The organism is Microlunatus sp. M237 (assembly GCF_056896895.1).
The window spans coordinates 532,690-547,557 of sequence record NZ_JBXHBL010000002.1; the positions used below are offsets into that span (position 1 = coordinate 532,690).

Annotated in this window: 15 protein-coding genes; 8 read left to right on the top strand and 7 right to left on the bottom strand. The window is 70.8% G+C overall.

What is annotated here, in order from left to right:
• Positions 1-20: 20 nt before the first annotated feature.
• Positions 21-1,022 carry a LacI family DNA-binding transcriptional regulator gene (locus AC1XX3_RS08725; RefSeq protein WP_483320695.1) on the top strand — a complete coding sequence of 334 codons (1,002 nt, stop codon included), beginning with the start codon at positions 21-23 and terminating at the stop codon, positions 1,020-1,022.
• 139 nt (positions 1,023-1,161) lie between these two features.
• Here the strand turns inward: AC1XX3_RS08725 and AC1XX3_RS08730 are convergent, their stop codons facing one another.
• Positions 1,162-3,702 (bottom strand): penicillin acylase family protein, encoded by a 2,541-nt coding sequence (locus tag AC1XX3_RS08730; protein WP_483320696.1) that lies wholly within the window; start codon positions 3,700-3,702, stop codon positions 1,162-1,164.
• A 123-nt stretch (positions 3,703-3,825) separates the two neighbouring features.
• On the opposite strand from AC1XX3_RS08730, the gene AC1XX3_RS08735 reads away from it, so the two are divergent.
• The 3 genes from AC1XX3_RS08735 (at position 3,826) to AC1XX3_RS08745 (ending at position 5,328) form a co-directional block, all read left to right on the top strand.
• Entirely contained in the window at positions 3,826-4,173 is a 348-nt protein-coding gene (locus AC1XX3_RS08735) for an FmdB family zinc ribbon protein (RefSeq protein WP_483320697.1), read from the top strand.
• A 49-nt stretch (positions 4,174-4,222) separates the two neighbouring features.
• Entirely contained in the window at positions 4,223-4,900 is a 678-nt protein-coding gene (locus tag AC1XX3_RS08740; protein WP_483320698.1) for an SAF domain-containing protein, read from the top strand.
• A 65-nt stretch (positions 4,901-4,965) separates the two neighbouring features.
• Entirely contained in the window at positions 4,966-5,328 is a 363-nt protein-coding gene (locus tag AC1XX3_RS08745) for an MscL family protein (protein WP_483320699.1), read from the top strand.
• Between the two features lie 15 nt (positions 5,329-5,343).
• Here the strand turns inward: AC1XX3_RS08745 and AC1XX3_RS08750 are convergent, their stop codons facing one another.
• Positions 5,344-5,697, bottom strand: coding sequence for a hypothetical protein (locus AC1XX3_RS08750; RefSeq protein WP_483320700.1), 354 nt, complete (start codon positions 5,695-5,697; stop codon positions 5,344-5,346).
• 107 nt (positions 5,698-5,804) lie between these two features.
• Between AC1XX3_RS08750 and AC1XX3_RS08755 the strand changes: the two genes are divergently transcribed.
• From AC1XX3_RS08755 to AC1XX3_RS08770, 4 genes are all read left to right on the top strand, one after another.
• On the top strand, positions 5,805-6,500 hold the full coding sequence (locus tag AC1XX3_RS08755; RefSeq protein ID WP_483320701.1) for a (Fe-S)-binding protein: 696 nt from the start codon (positions 5,805-5,807) through the stop codon (positions 6,498-6,500).
• On the top strand, positions 6,497-8,050 hold the full coding sequence (locus AC1XX3_RS08760; RefSeq protein WP_483320702.1) for a lactate utilization protein B: 1,554 nt from the start codon (positions 6,497-6,499) through the stop codon (positions 8,048-8,050). Before AC1XX3_RS08755 ends, AC1XX3_RS08760 begins: the two co-directional genes overlap by 4 nt.
• On the top strand, positions 8,047-8,664 hold the full coding sequence (locus tag AC1XX3_RS08765; RefSeq protein WP_483320703.1) for a LutC/YkgG family protein: 618 nt from the start codon (positions 8,047-8,049) through the stop codon (positions 8,662-8,664). The genes AC1XX3_RS08760 and AC1XX3_RS08765 overlap by 4 nt, the downstream gene beginning before the upstream one ends.
• 92 nt (positions 8,665-8,756) lie before the next feature.
• Positions 8,757-9,401: a malonic semialdehyde reductase gene (locus AC1XX3_RS08770; protein WP_483320704.1), complete on the top strand. Its 645-nt coding sequence runs from the start codon at positions 8,757-8,759 to the stop codon at positions 9,399-9,401.
• A gap of 18 nt (positions 9,402-9,419) precedes the next feature.
• On the opposite strand, the gene AC1XX3_RS08775 is transcribed toward AC1XX3_RS08770, so the two are convergent.
• From AC1XX3_RS08775 to AC1XX3_RS08795, 5 genes are all read right to left on the bottom strand, one after another.
• Positions 9,420-10,805: a UTP--glucose-1-phosphate uridylyltransferase gene (locus tag AC1XX3_RS08775; protein ID WP_483320705.1), complete on the bottom strand. Its 1,386-nt coding sequence runs from the start codon at positions 10,803-10,805 to the stop codon at positions 9,420-9,422.
• A gap of 50 nt (positions 10,806-10,855) precedes the next feature.
• Positions 10,856-11,893 carry an alpha/beta hydrolase gene (locus AC1XX3_RS08780; RefSeq protein WP_483320706.1) on the bottom strand — a complete coding sequence of 346 codons (1,038 nt, stop codon included), beginning with the start codon at positions 11,891-11,893 and terminating at the stop codon, positions 10,856-10,858.
• A 10-nt stretch (positions 11,894-11,903) separates the two neighbouring features.
• Positions 11,904-12,395, bottom strand: coding sequence for an aminoacyl-tRNA deacylase (locus AC1XX3_RS08785; protein WP_483320707.1), 492 nt, complete (start codon positions 12,393-12,395; stop codon positions 11,904-11,906).
• Positions 12,392-13,999, bottom strand: a complete 1,608-nt coding sequence (locus AC1XX3_RS08790; RefSeq protein ID WP_483320708.1) for an FG-GAP repeat domain-containing protein — start codon at positions 13,997-13,999, stop codon at positions 12,392-12,394. The genes AC1XX3_RS08785 and AC1XX3_RS08790 overlap by 4 nt, the downstream gene beginning before the upstream one ends.
• 100 nt (positions 14,000-14,099) lie before the next feature.
• Positions 14,100-14,780 (bottom strand): phosphotransferase, encoded by a 681-nt coding sequence (locus AC1XX3_RS08795; RefSeq protein ID WP_483320709.1) that lies wholly within the window; start codon positions 14,778-14,780, stop codon positions 14,100-14,102.
• Positions 14,781-14,868: the final 88 nt, after the last annotated feature.

Consider the following 14,868-nt stretch of genomic DNA (forward strand, 5'->3'; position numbering starts at 1 on the left):
TTCTGCAGAACCGGAGCACCATGGCCACCATCTCCGACGTCGCTGAGGCGGCGGGTGTGTCGACCTCCACCGTGTCGTACGTGCTCAGCGGAAAGCGCCCGATCTCCACCGCCACCCGAACCCGGGTCGAGCGGGCCATCCGCGACCTCGACTTCCGCCCCCATGCCGGCGCCCGCGCCCTGGCTTCTGCCCGGACCAAGGTGCTGGGCCTGGTCGCACCGTTGCGCCCGGACGTCAACGTCAGCGTGATCATGGACTTCGTGGCCGGCGTGGCCACCCGGGCGCGGCACTACGAGCTGGACGTCTTGCTGCTCACCCAGGACGACGCGCAGGGGATCGAACGAGTCAGCTCGGGGTCCATGGTCGACGCCGTGATCATGATGGACGTGGAGGTGGACGACCCGCGGATCCCTGCCCTGGCAGCGATGCGGCAGCCCGCCGTGCTGATCGGGCTGCCGGAGTCGCCGCGCGGGATGAGCTGTGTTGACCTCGACTTCGAAGCCGCCGGACGCCTGGCCGTGCAGCACCTCGTCGACCTGGGCCACGCCCGGCTGGGGTTGGTCGGGCCGACGCCGACCGTGCTCGGCCGGCACACCTCCTACGCCGACCGGATGCTGCGGGGCTATCGGCACCAGACACAGCTGGCCGGGGTGGACACGGTCATCGAGCTCAGCCAGGGCAGCCATGTCGGCGGCGGCGAGGCCGTCGACCGGCTGCTCGACCGGGAGCCCGACCTGAGCGCTGTGGTGGTGCACAACGAGGCCGCCCTGCCCGGCGTACTCAGCCGGCTGCGCGACCGTGGGCTGGTGGTCCCCGGCGACGTCTCCGTGCTGGCCCTCTGCCCGGCGCTGCTGGCTCAGGGCCAAGCCGTGCCGCTGACGGCGATCGATATCCCCGGGACGCGCATCGGCTCGCTGGCGGTGGACCTGGCCATCGCCCGCAGCGTCGCCGACCAACCGGCCGAGACCCGGCTGCTGCCACCACTGGTCACCGAGCGCGCCAGCACGGCACCGCCCGGCTGACCGGGTTCCGGCGAGGGGCGCGGGGGCGGTCTGGGTGGGCAGCCTCGACTCCTTCGTCCGGGTCGTCGAAGCGCTTCGACGATGCCGGTCAACGTAGCGACCGCAGCCCACTTTGGCAACGGTCGACGCCGCCGCCGACCTAGCCGCCGGGGACCAGCTGCAGCCGCTCCACCGTCGCGGCCTCGATCGCGGTCCGGGTGGAGCGGAACGGCCACATCCGGTTGGCGGCCCACAGGGCGGTCTGGTCGTCGTAATGAGGACTGAAAGCGTGCCCGGACGCACCGCTCTGGTTCACCCACCGAGAGGCGTCCAGGTCGGAGAAATCGACCAGCATCCGCATCGTCGGCCCACTGACCACCGTGTAGCCGTCGCGGTCGTCGTAGGCCAGCGCGTTCACCACGGCCGGCCCACCGTCCACGGCGTAGTTCCCGCGGTTGAAGAGCCGCTCCACCGGCGCGACCCCGCTCACTCCGAGGGTGGTGTTGCGCAGCTGCACCCGGTGCAGCCTGCCCCAGGACCAGTCCTCGGTGTCGCGCGCCATCAGCGAGGTGCTCTCCTTGCGGGCATTGGTCATCGCGAGCAGCAAGATGTCGTCGCGCGTCTCCACCTTGTCGGCGGTGGTGGTGTCGTCCCACCACTGGTTCTTGGGCTGCTTCATCAGCCTGGCCAGCACCGCGAACCAGCGGTCCCCACCACCCGGCCAGAGCTCCTCGGGCAGCTCGTCGCGGAAGGTCGACTTCAAGATGTTGTGCACCACGACGTTGAAGTACGCCGCCGCCGCGGACCCGGATGCGGCGCCGTAATCCCAGCCCACCAGCGTCTGCTGGCCCTCCGCCACCCAGGGATCGGTGACCTTGACCTTGAGCAGGCCGGGCACCACGTCGGCGGCGAACCGGATGGTGTCGTCGTAGAAGATCTTCTCGGCCGCGTCCAGTGTCAGCTTGGGCGACTCCTGCAGGGTGTCGGCGATCTCCTGGCTACGCCACCCGTAGGAGTAGCCGGTGCCCAGCCGGTACGGGTACTGCGTACCGATGATCGGCTGGTTGGCCGCCACCAGATAGCCGCTCGGCGGGTTGTACGCCCACGGCAGCTCCTCGAACGGGATCGTCCCCTGCCAGTCGTAGCGGGCATCCCAGCCGGGAGCCGGCGTACGCCCGTCGCCCTTGCCGCGGATCGGGATGGCGCCCGGGAGCTGATAGCCGATGTTGCCGTTGACGTCGCCGTAGATCAGATTCTGCGACGGCGAGCTCAACAGCTTGGCCGCCGCCCGGAACTCCTCGAAGCCGGTCGCAGCGTTCAGTGCGAACACCGCGTCCATCGTCCGGCTCGGAGTGAGCGCGACCCAGCTCAGCGCCACGGCGTACGCACCGTCGCGCGGCTGAGCCAGTCCGACCCGGCTGAGCTGCTCGTCCACGTCCGACAGCAGCGGACCGTGCTTGGAGCTGCGGATGGTGATCGTCCGCGGCTGGCTCTCCCCCGACACCGAGATCTGCTCGGTCCGGATCTCCAGCGGCACATACCGCTCGCCCTCGCGGACGGCGCCGTCGGACACCTGCTCCAGGTACAGGTCCTCCACGTCGGGATAGCTGGTGGTGAAACCCCACGCGATGGTGGTGTTCTTGCCGATGATCACTCCGGGCATCCCGGAGAAGCTGTAACCGGAGACGTCGAAGGGGCAGGCCGCCGACACCGTGGTGCAGTGCAGGCCGACCTGGGCGAAGATCGACGGGATCGAGGTGGCCAGGTGCGGGTCGTTGGACAGGATCGGCTTTCCGCTGACCGTACGCTCCCCCGACACCACCCACGAGTTGGATCCGGTCTCCCCGCCCAGACCGGCACCGACCAGCGGCGGGATGGCTGCGTCCGCCCGGGCCGCGGCGGTGAGCGCCCGAGTCACCTCAGCGGTGACCGGCGTGTTGCTCGCGGCCGGAACGGGGCGGGCCGAACCCGAGCTGGCGGCGGGATCGAACACGTCGCCGACCACGTTGCCCGCACCCACGATCGGGGCGAAGGCCTCGAGGTCGAAGTCGGGATAGAGCTCGGACACCCGGGCGTCGCCGAGCCGCGGGGTGAGCAGTGCTCGCTCGGTCTCCTCGGTGCGGTTGCTGCTCAGGTCCCAGGCCATCGCCTTGAGCCAGGCCACCGAGTCGGCCGCGGTCCAGTCCTCGGGGGTGTAGTCGAGCCCTTGCAGCCCCAGCACGCTGTATTCCAGCGACAGCTCGCCGGCGGAGCGGGTGGCCAGATAGGCGTTGACGCCAGAGGCGTACGCATCCAGATAGCGCCGGGTCCTGGAGGACAGCAGCGCCACCTCCTGCTCGGCCACCCGACGCCACCCCATGGTGCGGATGTAGGCGTCGGTCTCCACCTGGGAGGCGCCGAACAGCTCCGACAGCCGGCCGGCGGTGATGTGCCGCCGGACGTCCATCTCATAGAACCGGTCCTGGGCGTGTACGAAGCCCTGGGCCGCGAACAGGTCCTCGGCGTCGGCGGCGTAGATCTGGGGGACGCCATGGGCGTCGCGCAGCACCTCGACCTCCGCGTCGAGCCCCGGCAGGCTCAGCTGCCCGCTGGTCTGGGGGAAGGACTGTCGCGCCGTGCCGACCGCCAGGCTGGACAGTGCGGCGAGCGCGAGGACGAGGACCAGGGCGGTGAAGACCAACCAGCGAGGAAGGAGGCGCACGGGGTCAGCCTAGGCCCGCAGCCGCCAAGGCGCATTCTGCCGATCCGTTAGCAGTCGCTATGCTTGAGTGCTAGTTGACCCCGCTGCGGGTGTCTGTTCCTCGGAGCAATAGAAGGACCGGAAATGCCTACCTACCAGTACCGCTGTACCGAATGCGGCAACGAGCTCGAGGTCGTGCAGAAGTTCAGCGATCCGTCGCTCACGATCTGCCCCAACTGCGAGGGCTCGCTGCGCAAGGTTTTCAACGCCGTCGGTGTGGTGTTCAAGGGCTCCGGTTTCTATCGCACCGACAGCCGGGCCGCCAACGGCGGCGAGAAGAGCAGCACCATCGCCGCCGAGCCGAAGAAGAGCGACAGCGCCGCCGCCTCGACCACGACGTCCGGCTCGTCGGACTCCGGCTCGAAGACCGCCAGCACCCCCACCCCCGCCAAGGGCGACTCGTCCACAGGGTCCAAAGCCGCCGCCGGCTGAGCTGTGGATGGCGCGGCCGAGAGGTCGCGTCCTCGCCCAGCGTCGAGGCATGACCCCGTCTCGAGCCCCCACCCGACCCCGACCGAAGCAGTCCTCGTCCCGCCGGCACCCGCGGTTGCGCTGGCTCGACCTGCGCCGAGCGGTGTCCTGGCACCGGCGCAAGCTCGCCGTGGTCGCGGCCGTGGCCGCCGTGCTCACCGGCATCAGCGCGGCCTCACCACCGCCACCACCGAGTGTCGCGGTGCTGCGGATGGTCCGACCGGTGCCGGCCGGTGCACTGCTGAGTGCCGCTGACGTACGCCTCGACCGCGTGCCACGCGATGCCGTCCCCGATGACGCGCTGTCCGACCCGGGACAGGTCGTCGGCCGGGTGCTGCTCGCCCCGGCCACCCGCGGCCGGGTGCTCGGCGCCACCGACCTGCTGACCGGTCGGCAGCTGCGGACCGGTCGGGTGCTGACCCCGGTCCGCCTGGCCGACCCCGACGTGGCCGCGCTGCTCCGCGTCGGCGACCGGGTCGACCTGCTCAGCACCGGCCCGGCCGGTGAGCCGGTGGTGGCCGCGGCTGACGTGCGGGTGGTGACCCTCCTCCCGGGAGCGCCAGGACGCGGGGCGCTGGCAGCCGACGACGGTGGCGGCGGGCTGGTCCTGGTGGAGGCCGATGCGGTCGTCGGACGACGACTCGCCCAGCTCGCGACGGCCGGAGGTCTGGGTGTCGTGCTCCGCTAGCTACCCGTACCCTGCCAGGGACCACGGCGCGACGGCGTCGCACCACACCCATACCTGGAGGGACCATGAAGGGCTTCAAAGAGTTCCTGATGCGCGGCAATCTGATCGAGCTCGCAACAGCGGTGATCATCGGCACCGCGTTCGCCGCGGTGGTCAAGGCGTTCACCAACCTCCTGCTCGACATCATCGGCAGAGTCGGTGGGCAACCCGATTTCTCCACCGTGTCCTTGGCCGGCATCAGCCTCGGCCCGTTCTTGTCCGCGCTGTTCGCGTTCGTGCTCACCGCGGCGGTGATCTACTTCGGGGTGGTGATGCCCTACAACCGCTTCGCCGCACTGCGCAAGAAGGACGAACCCGCCGTGGCCGCTTCCACCGAGGACCTGCTCGGTGAGATCCGCGACCTGCTGCGCGACCGTTCCGTCTCCTGATCTCGTCGCTGCGGGCTAGCCGCCGTGGTGTGGCGGCACCTCGGTCATCAGCCGCCGGTCCTGCGGTGACGGCTCACGGTCGCTGATCACCGGTCGCTGCGCCTTGTCGGCGCTCGCCACCAGCTCGACGGCAGCGCGGACCAGCGCCGCCAGCTGTGCGGGTCCCAGGGTCGCGCGCAACTCGTCGGGGAGCGGGTGCGGCCACACCTGGTGGGCGGCGCGGGCATCGGTAGCGTGGCGAGCCACCAGGTCCGCCCCACCGAGCTGGTCCACCACCGCGTCGGCGCCCATCCGGGCGGGGACGACGAGGTCCTCGGGCACCTGGCCGACCAGGGCGTACGCCACCGCGTGGGCCCAGGTGGTGGTCATGGCCGCCAGCGTACGCGAGTCGCCGCTTGAAACGTTTTTGTCCGGCGGCCGCTCGACTAGAGTGTGAGCGCCCACCTACCCCGTGGTCAGCGTCGAATCGAGGTCACGTGAGAGTCTCCCTGTTCATCACCTGTCTGGCGGACACGCTGTTCCCCGACGTCGGGCGGGCGACGGTGACGCTGCTGGAGCGGCTGGGCTGCGAGGTCGACTTCCCGGCGGCCCAGACCTGCTGCGGGCAGATGCACATGAACACCGGCTATCCCGAGCTCGCCGGCGACCTGGTCCGCGGCTTCGCCGACACGTTCGCCGGAGCGGCGGCGGTGGTGATGCCGTCCGGCTCCTGCGCGGCGATGCTGCGCCACCACGGCGACCACGTGGCGGCCGGAGTCTCGCTGCCGCCGGTGTATGAGCTGTCGGAGTTCCTGGTCGACGTCCTCGGGGTGACCGACGTGGGCGCCACGTTCGAGCACACGGTGACCTACCACCCCACCTGCCACTCGCTCCGGCTGCTGGGCGTCGGCGACCGGCCGACCCGGCTGCTCGAGGCGGTCCGCGGTCTCGAGCTGGTGACGCTGCCCGGAGCCGAGCAGTGCTGCGGGTTCGGCGGTACGTTCGCGGTCAAGAACGCCGAGACCTCCGCCGCCATGGGCCATGACAAGATCGAGTCCGTCGTCGCCACCGGCGCCGACATCCTGTGCGCCTCCGACGCCTCCTGCCTGATGCACCTGGGCGGCATCGCGACCAAAGAGAGAGCACCCGTGCGCACCATGCACCTGGCCGAGATCCTGGCGAGCACCGCATGACCGAGGTGAGCCCGCGGCCCAGCGCCGCCCTGGCCAACACACCGTCCGGCACCCGCTCGCTGGGGCTGCGGCCCCAACCCGGCGCCGCCTTCCTCGGCATGCCGCCGTTCCCGGAGGCGGCCAAGATCGCTCTCGGCGACGAGCAGCTGCGCCGCAACCTCGGCCACGCCACCAAGACCATCCGCACCAAGCGACTGACCGCGGTCGGTGAGCTGCCGGACTGGCAGGACCTGCGGATGGCCGCCGCCGGCATCAAGGACCACACGCTGGCCAACCTGGACCGTTATCTCGAGCAGTTCGAGGCGGCGGCGACCGCGGCCGGTGCGGTGGTCCACTGGGCCGTCGACGCGGCGGAGGCCTGCCGGATCAGTATCGAGATCGCCTCGCGGCACGACGCCCGCGACGTGATCAAGGTGAAGTCGATGGCGACCCAGGAGATCGGCCTCAACGAGGCCCTGGAGGAAGCCGGCATCTCCGCCTGGGAGACCGACCTGGCCGAGCTCATCGTGCAGCTCGGTGGCGACACCCCGAGCCACTTCCTGGTGCCCGCGATCCACCGCAACCGGGATGAGATCCGCGACATCTTCACGGCCAAGATGGCCGGGGTGGGTCGACCGGCCCCTGAGGGCCTGACCAACGAGCCGCGCAAGCTGGCCGAGGCCGCTCGGCTGCACCTGCGGGAGAAGTTCCTCGGCACCAAGGTGGCCTTCTCCGGCGCCAACTTCGCCGTGGCCGAGACCGGCACCCTGGTCGTGGTCGAGTCCGAGGGCAACGGCCGGATGTGTCTGACCCTGCCCGAGGTGCTGGTGTCCGTGGTCGGGATCGAGAAGCTGCTGCCCACCTTCGCCGACCTCGAGGTGTTCATGCAGGTGCTCCCCCGGTCCTCGACCGCGGAGCGGATGAACCCGTACACCACCATGTGGACCGGGGTGACCCCCGGCGACGGCCCGCAGGAGGTGCACATCATCCTCATCGACAACGGGCGTACCCGCGCGCTGGCCGACGAGGTGGGTCGACAGGCACTGCGCTGCATCCGCTGCTCCGCCTGCCTCAACGTCTGCCCGGTCTACGAGCGGGTCGGCGGTCACGCGTACGGGTCGGTCTATCCGGGTCCGATCGGAGCCATCCTCAACCCACTGCTGCACGGGGTGAGCGACCCGCACGACGCCGCGCTGCCGTTCGCCTCCAGCCTCTGCGGCGCCTGCTATGAAGCGTGCCCGGTGGCCATCGACATCCCCACCGTGTTGATCGAGCAGCGGGCGGCCGCGGTGCAGCAGAAGGCGACACACACCATTCCTACCGCGGAGTCGCTGGCCATGAAGGCCGCCGCCTGGACGTTCGCCGACCCGAAGCGGCTGGCCCGGGCGCAGAAGGTGGCCGGGCTCGGCCGCGGGGTGGCCCGGCATGTGAAGTGGCTGCCGGGCATGCTCGGCGGCTGGACCGCGAGCCGCGCGATCCCCGACCTGCCCAAGGAATCGTTCCGCCTCTGGTGGGCCAAGCACCACGAGCCGGTCGACCACGACCATGACCAGACGGGAACACAGCCATGAGCAGCCGGGACGAGGTGCTGTCGTCGGTACGCCGGGCGATCACGGGCGCGGCCGACGTGACGGTGCCGCGGACCTACCGGACCGATCTCGGCAGTGACCCCGACGAGCTGGTGGCCATGCTGGCCGAGCGGATCGACGACTACCGCGCCGACGTACGCCTGGTGCCGACCGCCGAGCTGGGCCGGGTGATCGGCAGCGTGCTGGCGCAGCGCGGCGCGACCAGCGTCGTCGTCCCCGCCGACCTGGACCCCACCTGGCTCACCACGGTGACCTGTCCGGTGCTGTGGGACGACCCACCGGTGGAGGCACGCCGACTGGACTCGGTCAGCGCCGTCGTCACCTCCAGTGCGGTCAGCATCGCGCTGACCGGCACGGTCGTCCTCGACGGCGGTCCGGCCCAGGGGCGCCGGGTGATCACCCTGATCCCCGACCTGCACATCTGCGTGGTTCCGGTCGGGTCTGTCGTCGGCTCCCTGCCGGAGGCAGTTCGCCGGCTGGACCCGTCCCGGCCGCTGACCTGGATCAGCGGGCCGAGCGCCACCAGTGACATCGAGCTGGACCGGGTCGAGGGCGTCCACGGCCCACGCGACCTGGTGGTGCTGATCGCCAGCTGACACTGCCCGCCGACGGACCCGGCGGTGGCAGCGGTGACCGAGATCACCGGTTAGATCGGAATAGGGTGGAAAGTATTACCGCTTCAACTGTCATGACTTCAATCACTGACGAACAGAACGCCCTGGCGGAGCTGGAAGCAGACCTGGGTGCCCTGGTCCTGTCCCCCGACGCCCAGCGGTTGCTGTTCACCGAAGGCCGTACCGCCAACGCCTTCGCCGACGAGCCGGTGACCGAGACACAGATGCGGGCGGTCTACGAGCTGATCAAGTGGGCCCCGACCGCGATGAACAGCCAGCCGCTGCGGGTCGTCCTGGTCCGCCAGGGCGACGCGCGCGACCGGCTGGTGCCGCTGATGAGCGAGGGCAACCAGGCCAAGACCGCCGCCGCCCCGCTGGTCGCCGTCCTCGCCGCCGACGCCGACTTCCACGACGAGCTGCCGAAGATCTTCCCGGTCTTCCCGGGCGCCCGCGAGGCGTTCACGCACGAGCCGTCCCGGCTCGAGACAGCCAGGACGAGCGCTCTGCTGCAGGCCGGCTACTTCATCGTCGGCGTCCGCGCCGCCGGCCTCGCGGCCGGGCCGATGGGCGGCTTCGACGCCGACGCGGTCAGCCAGGAGTTCTTCCCCGACGGCCGCCACCACGCCCTGCTGGTGGTCAACATCGGCCACCCCACCGAGAACTCGTTCCGGCCTCGGCTACCCCGGCTCGACTTCGACGAGGTCGTCACCTTCGTCTGAGAAGACCGCGCCGCGCCGCTAGTCGGCGCCGAGCACCGTTCCCGCCGGCACCGTGCCGGGTGAGCCGTCGGCCGTCAGCCGGCCCTCGCCCCGCACGGTGACCGGGGACTCGAAAGTCCAGTCGCCGGCCACGGTGAGCCGGGACGCCTCCTTCAACGACGGCGCACCGGCGGCGAACCGGCGCTCGAAGTCGTTGATCCGCTTGTAATAGGCGCTGTCCAGATCCACCAGCGGCACCGGGTCGGCCACCTTGGACAGCCGGCCGTCCTCGCCGACCTCGTAGACGTCCGACCGCAGCAGCAGCAGGTCGTTGGTGGTCTTCACCGGCAGGAACCGCTCACGCCCCACCCCGATGGCGGTGGCCCCCTCGAAGACCTCGATCGCCGACCCCATGGCGGTTTCGATCTGCACCACCTCGGGCGAGGTGGAGTCGGCCGGGTCGACGGTCTTCACGTTCTTGATCAGCGGCAGCCCGAGCACCGACTTCCGCTCCGCCAGGGTCGCCGCGAGCACCTCCAGGTCGAACCACAGGTTGTTGGTGTGGAAGTACGGGTGCCGGTGCTCGTCGGTGAAGTAGTCCATCTCCTCGGCCGGCGTCTGCGCCGTGTCGCGCAGGATCAGCTGGGAGTCGGCCTTGCGGATGGCCAGGTGTCCGCCCTTGCGGTCCGCGGCGGTACGGCGGCAGATCTCGGCCGCGTACGGGGCACCGCTGCCGGCGAACCACCCGGCGATGGTGGCGTCGGGGGCGGCTCCGAGGTTGTCGGAGTTGGACACCGAGGCATAGCGATAGCCCGCGGCCAGCAGCCGCTCCAGCAGACCCGACGAGCCCAGGGCGGTGTAGAGGTCCCCGTGGCCGGGCGGGCACCACTCCAGCGACGGGTCGGCCGGCCACTCCACCGGGGTCAGGTCGTCGACCCGAAGCTTGGGCTCGGAGTTCTGCATGAACTCCAGCCCCAGCCCTTCCACCTCGAGGTCGTCGTAGTGCTCCAGCGCGGCGAGGGTGTCGGCCGAGGTACGGAAGCTGTTCATGAAGATCAACGGCAGCGCCACGTCGTACGTCTGCCGCGCGCTGCGGACCTGGCCGACGATGAGGTCGAGGAACGACTTGCCGTTGCGGACCGGCAGCAGCGACTTGGCCTTGTCCATTCCCATCGAGGTGCCGAGCCCGCCGTTGAGCTTGATGATCACCGTCTTCGCGAAGGCGGCGCGGGCGTCCTCGTCGGAGATGGTGACGTCGGACAGCAGCGGCGGGTTGTCCAGCGGCGTGATCGTGTCCTCGGGAATCACGCCCGTGGCGCCGTTCTCCAGCTCGCGGTAGTAGTGCGTGAAGACGTCGATGGCCTGCTGGTGCACTCCTGCGGCCGCCATCTTCTCCTGGGCAAGTCTCAGTCCGTTCGCGCTCATGCCCTCGATCGTATGGCCCGCCGCGACGAATCCACTCGGTGCCTCGTCGGTCACTTCTTGCCGCGGGGCGCCAGCGAGGCCAAGAACGCAGCCGTGGCCTTGACGATCTGCTGCTGAGCGACGTCGCGGGGAACCGTGGGGATGCCGTCCCCGCGCTGCTCGCCATAGTCGCCGAAGTCGGCGTGCACCACCCCCTCCAGCACCACGTACTGGGTGTCGGGCGGCAGGTCGGTCTTGGCCGCCTCGATCTTCGCCGGGGTGGAGAGTCCGTCGGCGGTGCCGGACAGCGACACCACCTTCAGGTCGGTGCGCTCGATCCTGGTCGCCGGATAGGAGGCGAACAGCACCAGCCCTTTCACCGACGGGTGGTCAGCAGCGAAGGTGGCGGCAGCCACCCCACCGAGTGAGTGGCCGCCGACCGCCCAGGTGGTGATCTCCGGGTGCACGTCAAGGACACGCTGGGGGTGGTCGGTGTCCAGCAGGGAGAAGCCGAGCGGCTCCTTCAGCACCACCACCAGATAGCCGGCCTCCGCCAGCGGCCGGAGCACGGGAGCGTACGCCCGCGGGTCGACCCGCGCGCCGGGGGCGAAGACGAACGCCGTGGTCGGCCGGATCGCGTTGCCGGCCTTGTCGACCCGAGTCGGCGCCAGCTCGAACCAGGTCAGCCGGTCGCCGTAGCGGACGGTGTCCGACGAGCGGGTCGCGGCGACCGCCGCCGCACTGGCCGGTAGCGGCCGGGCGTACGCCAGCGCGCCCACCAGAACTGTGCAGACGACCAGGGCTGGGACGGCAAGCAGGATCCGGCGGTTGGCCCGACGCCGCAGCTGTGCCGGGGTGCGCGTGCGCCGAGCGCGGGCGTCCTCCCGGTCCAGCCGGTCGCCCAGCACCAGGGAGCCGGCGGCCCAAACGACGGCCACGATGCCGATCAGCCCGGAGGCAAGCAGCAGGGCCAGGTCCAGCGGATGGCCCGCCAGCACCGCCCGCCACCCGGTCCAGCCGACCCAGACCGGGACCCCGATCATGACGGCGCCGAGGAGGAGCCAGATCAGGGCCAGGACGATCCGGCTCGGGGCTCCAGGTTGCGACATGGCGAGGAGTCTAGGTTGCGATGTCGGCCACCGTGGCGGCGTAGGCGCGGACGAGGTCGTCGACGGCGACGAACGCGCTGTAGCCGTGTCCGCCCGCTCCCATCGCCACTCGGCGACCGACCAGGCGCTCATCCACGACCAGCGGCCAGTCGGTGTGCGAGCCGATCGGGGTGATGGTGCCGCGTTCGTAGCCCGTCGCCTCCAGCGCCACCTCGGGCGTAGGCATGGCCAGCTTGTTGGCCCCGACCACAGCCCGCAGCTTGGGCCAGGCGATCTGGGCGTCACCTCCGACCACTGCGAACAAGAACCCGTGCCCGGACCGCTTCACCACCAGGGTCTTGGCGATGTCGCCCGGCTCGATCCCGAGCAGCGAGGCGGCCTCGGCCAGGCTGGTGGCGGCCGGCCGCGGACGTACGGTCACCGGAAGCTGTCGCTCGGCCGCGGCGGCGAGCATCCGTCGTACGCCCTCGGGCAGCTCCGCGGACGCGATGTCCTCGCTCAACCGATCTCCAGTCCCGCCAAGATCCGGCCGAACTGTCCACTGCCCGCCGGGATGCCGCCCCGTCCCGGCACCCAGGCCCGGGTGCTGCCGTCGGTCTGGACCAGGAACACCGAGCCGGCGCCCTGGTAGGGACTGGCGATCGCGAAGATCGACTCCCGGGTGCCCTCGGCGGCGGCGACGGCGAGACCGAAACGGTTGCCGTCGGCGACCGTGCCGGGGGTCCCGGCGCTGTTCTCCGAATAGGAGCGGACCCCGACCACCTCGGCATCGGTGTCACCGAGGGCGAAGATCTGGACCAGTCCGGCGTCGGCGGCCGAGCCCAGATCCTCGTACGGTGCGGAGACGATCATGCTGACCTCGCCCCGGGTCGGGCGCAGGGCGACCGCGTGCCCGAACCGGTCACCGGCCTCGGCGCCGCCGTCCACGCCGGGGCTGTTCTGCGACAGTCCCAGCCGGCCGCGGATGCCGGTGAGCTCACTCTCGAGCAGCACCACCAGACCGGCGTCTCGGGCGGAGCCGACGTCCTCCCCCGGTGTCCCGACCGCGAGGTCCAGCCGCGCGCTGTCGGAGTTGAGCCGCCGCGTCTCGCCGACGGCGATGCTGTAGCCGAACTGGTCGCCGGCCTCGGCCGTGCCCGGCACGGTCGGCGAGTTCTGGGTCACCAGCTCACGGTAGCCGGTGACCTCGTCCCACAGCGTCACGGACCCGGCGCCGTCCACCAGGGTCTGTGAGCCGGCATCGGAGACCGCGTCGCCAGGCGCCCCAGCCACGAACACCCAGTCGGTGCCCTCGAACGAACCGTCCTCGTCGACGTTGCGCGGGTGCAGCTGCGCGATCAGCAGCGAGGCGCCGAACCGGTCGCCCGACTCGGGCGTGCCCGGCAGCGCCGTGCCCTGGATCCGCTCGGTGCCGACCCCCACGCCATCCTCGCCGCCCTCGAAGACGTGCACCGCGCCGGCGTCGACCGCAGCGCCGATGTCCTCCCCGGGCGAGCCGACGGCGAGGGTGGACGCGTCGGCCCCGCCCGCGTCGCCGATGGCCACCGTGGTGCCGAACTTGTCGCCGGTCTCGACGATCCCGCCGACGTTGGCCTGGCTGAACCGGGAGACGGTCCGGGCGGTGCCGGGACCACCTTCGGCGTCGGGGGTGTAGGAGATGAGGTGGACGATCCCGGCGTCGGGGTGGTCACCCCAGTCCTCGTCCGGCGAGCCCACCATGATGTCGGCACAACCGTCGCCGGTGGCGTCGTCGACGGCGATCGACCAGCCGAAGTGGTCGCCCGCCTCGGCGCTGGATCCAGCCACCGAGGCCTGGGTCAGGACGCGCCGCTGACCCTCCCCGATCCGCCCGTCGGCGTCCCCGAAGAGGACGTACACCGCGCCGGCCTGGGCCCGCCCGTTGACGGTGGCGTACGGATCGCCGACGACGGCGTCATCGAACCCGTCGCCGTTGAGGTCGAGATCGTTGCGATTGAAGGAGCAGCCGTTGTTCGTCGGGGCCGCGGAGGCGCTGACGGTGATGGCGACCAATCCCCCGCCCAACGACATGGCCAGGGCCAGCGTCAGCACGCCGGGCCGGTTGCGAGTGAAACGGGGAATGGTCATGTCTGCTCCTTTGCAGTCCAAGCCGGAATCCTGTCGACGTTACGCCCGCCGGTCTGCGTCCGCAGCCCATACGAAAGGCGCGATCAGCCCACTCGACGCGTCACGGAACCGGCGCCACCGACCGGGCCAGGCTGACCGCCTCGGCGAGGTGCTCGCGCTCGAGTTGGCTTTGGTAGCGGTCCTGGCGGCGAATGGCCTCCGCCTCCACCAAGTAGGGCACGTACGAGGCGCCGGCCGTCTCGGCGAAGCCGACGAGGCACTGCCGGAGCTGCTCGGCGAGGTTCGCCGGAGAGTCGACGAGGCCGGTCTCCGCCCCCGGGGTCACGGCGACCTGCGCCAGGATGAGGGCGCTCATCGCCACATCCAGCGCAGGCGGCCCCGACCGCGCGTTGGTCCAGTCGATCACCACCGGCCCGGCTGCGGCGACCATCACGTTGAGCGGATGGAGGTCCAGATGCAGGCAGGACCCACCATCCGCACGATCCGGCCAGGGCAGACGGTGGAGATCATGCAGCAGCTCAGCCATCACCGCACCAGCGTCCGCCGGAGACATCTGACCGGCCAGGATCGCCTCGGCGAGGGTGCTGCCCGTGATGTGCTCCATGACTAGGTCCGGCCCCGACACCGACCTGACCTCGGGCACGGGATAGCCCAGCTCGGCGAGGTTGCGCATCAGCAGGAACTCCCGCTCCGCCGACCGGCCGTCTCGATAGCGGCGTACGACGAGTCCGGGCGCGTAACGGAAGATGTCCGCGTCCCGCCCGCCGACCAGGAGCTCCATCCGCGACCTCCGTCCACCGCGCTGCGACTGGTGCAGGCCAACCTAGCCATCTCCGGCGCCAGTCGGCGCCGAAACCGATCGACTCCGG

What these genes read in the sequence shown, in the direction of transcription:
- AC1XX3_RS08725 (WP_483320695.1), top strand. Translation starts at nt 21, where the DNA reads ATGGCCACCATCTCCGACGTCGCTGAGGCGGCGGGTGTGTCGACCTCC.
- AC1XX3_RS08735 (WP_483320697.1), top strand. Translation starts at nt 3,826, where the DNA reads ATGCCTACCTACCAGTACCGCTGTACCGAATGCGGCAACGAGCTCGAG.
- AC1XX3_RS08740 (WP_483320698.1), top strand. Translation starts at nt 4,223, where the DNA reads ATGACCCCGTCTCGAGCCCCCACCCGACCCCGACCGAAGCAGTCCTCG.
- AC1XX3_RS08745 (WP_483320699.1), top strand. Translation starts at nt 4,966, where the DNA reads ATGAAGGGCTTCAAAGAGTTCCTGATGCGCGGCAATCTGATCGAGCTC.
- AC1XX3_RS08750 (WP_483320700.1), bottom strand. Translation starts at nt 5,697, where the DNA reads ATGACCACCACCTGGGCCCACGCGGTGGCGTACGCCCTGGTCGGCCAG.
- AC1XX3_RS08760 (WP_483320702.1), top strand. Translation starts at nt 6,497, where the DNA reads ATGACCGAGGTGAGCCCGCGGCCCAGCGCCGCCCTGGCCAACACACCG.
- AC1XX3_RS08765 (WP_483320703.1), top strand. Translation starts at nt 8,047, where the DNA reads ATGAGCAGCCGGGACGAGGTGCTGTCGTCGGTACGCCGGGCGATCACG.
- AC1XX3_RS08770 (WP_483320704.1), top strand. Translation starts at nt 8,757, where the DNA reads ATGACTTCAATCACTGACGAACAGAACGCCCTGGCGGAGCTGGAAGCA.
- AC1XX3_RS08775 (WP_483320705.1), bottom strand. Translation starts at nt 10,805, where the DNA reads ATGAGCGCGAACGGACTGAGACTTGCCCAGGAGAAGATGGCGGCCGCA.
- AC1XX3_RS08780 (WP_483320706.1), bottom strand. Translation starts at nt 11,893, where the DNA reads ATGTCGCAACCTGGAGCCCCGAGCCGGATCGTCCTGGCCCTGATCTGG.
- AC1XX3_RS08790 (WP_483320708.1), bottom strand. Translation starts at nt 13,999, where the DNA reads ATGACCATTCCCCGTTTCACTCGCAACCGGCCCGGCGTGCTGACGCTG.
- AC1XX3_RS08795 (WP_483320709.1), bottom strand. Translation starts at nt 14,780, where the DNA reads ATGGAGCTCCTGGTCGGCGGGCGGGACGCGGACATCTTCCGTTACGCG.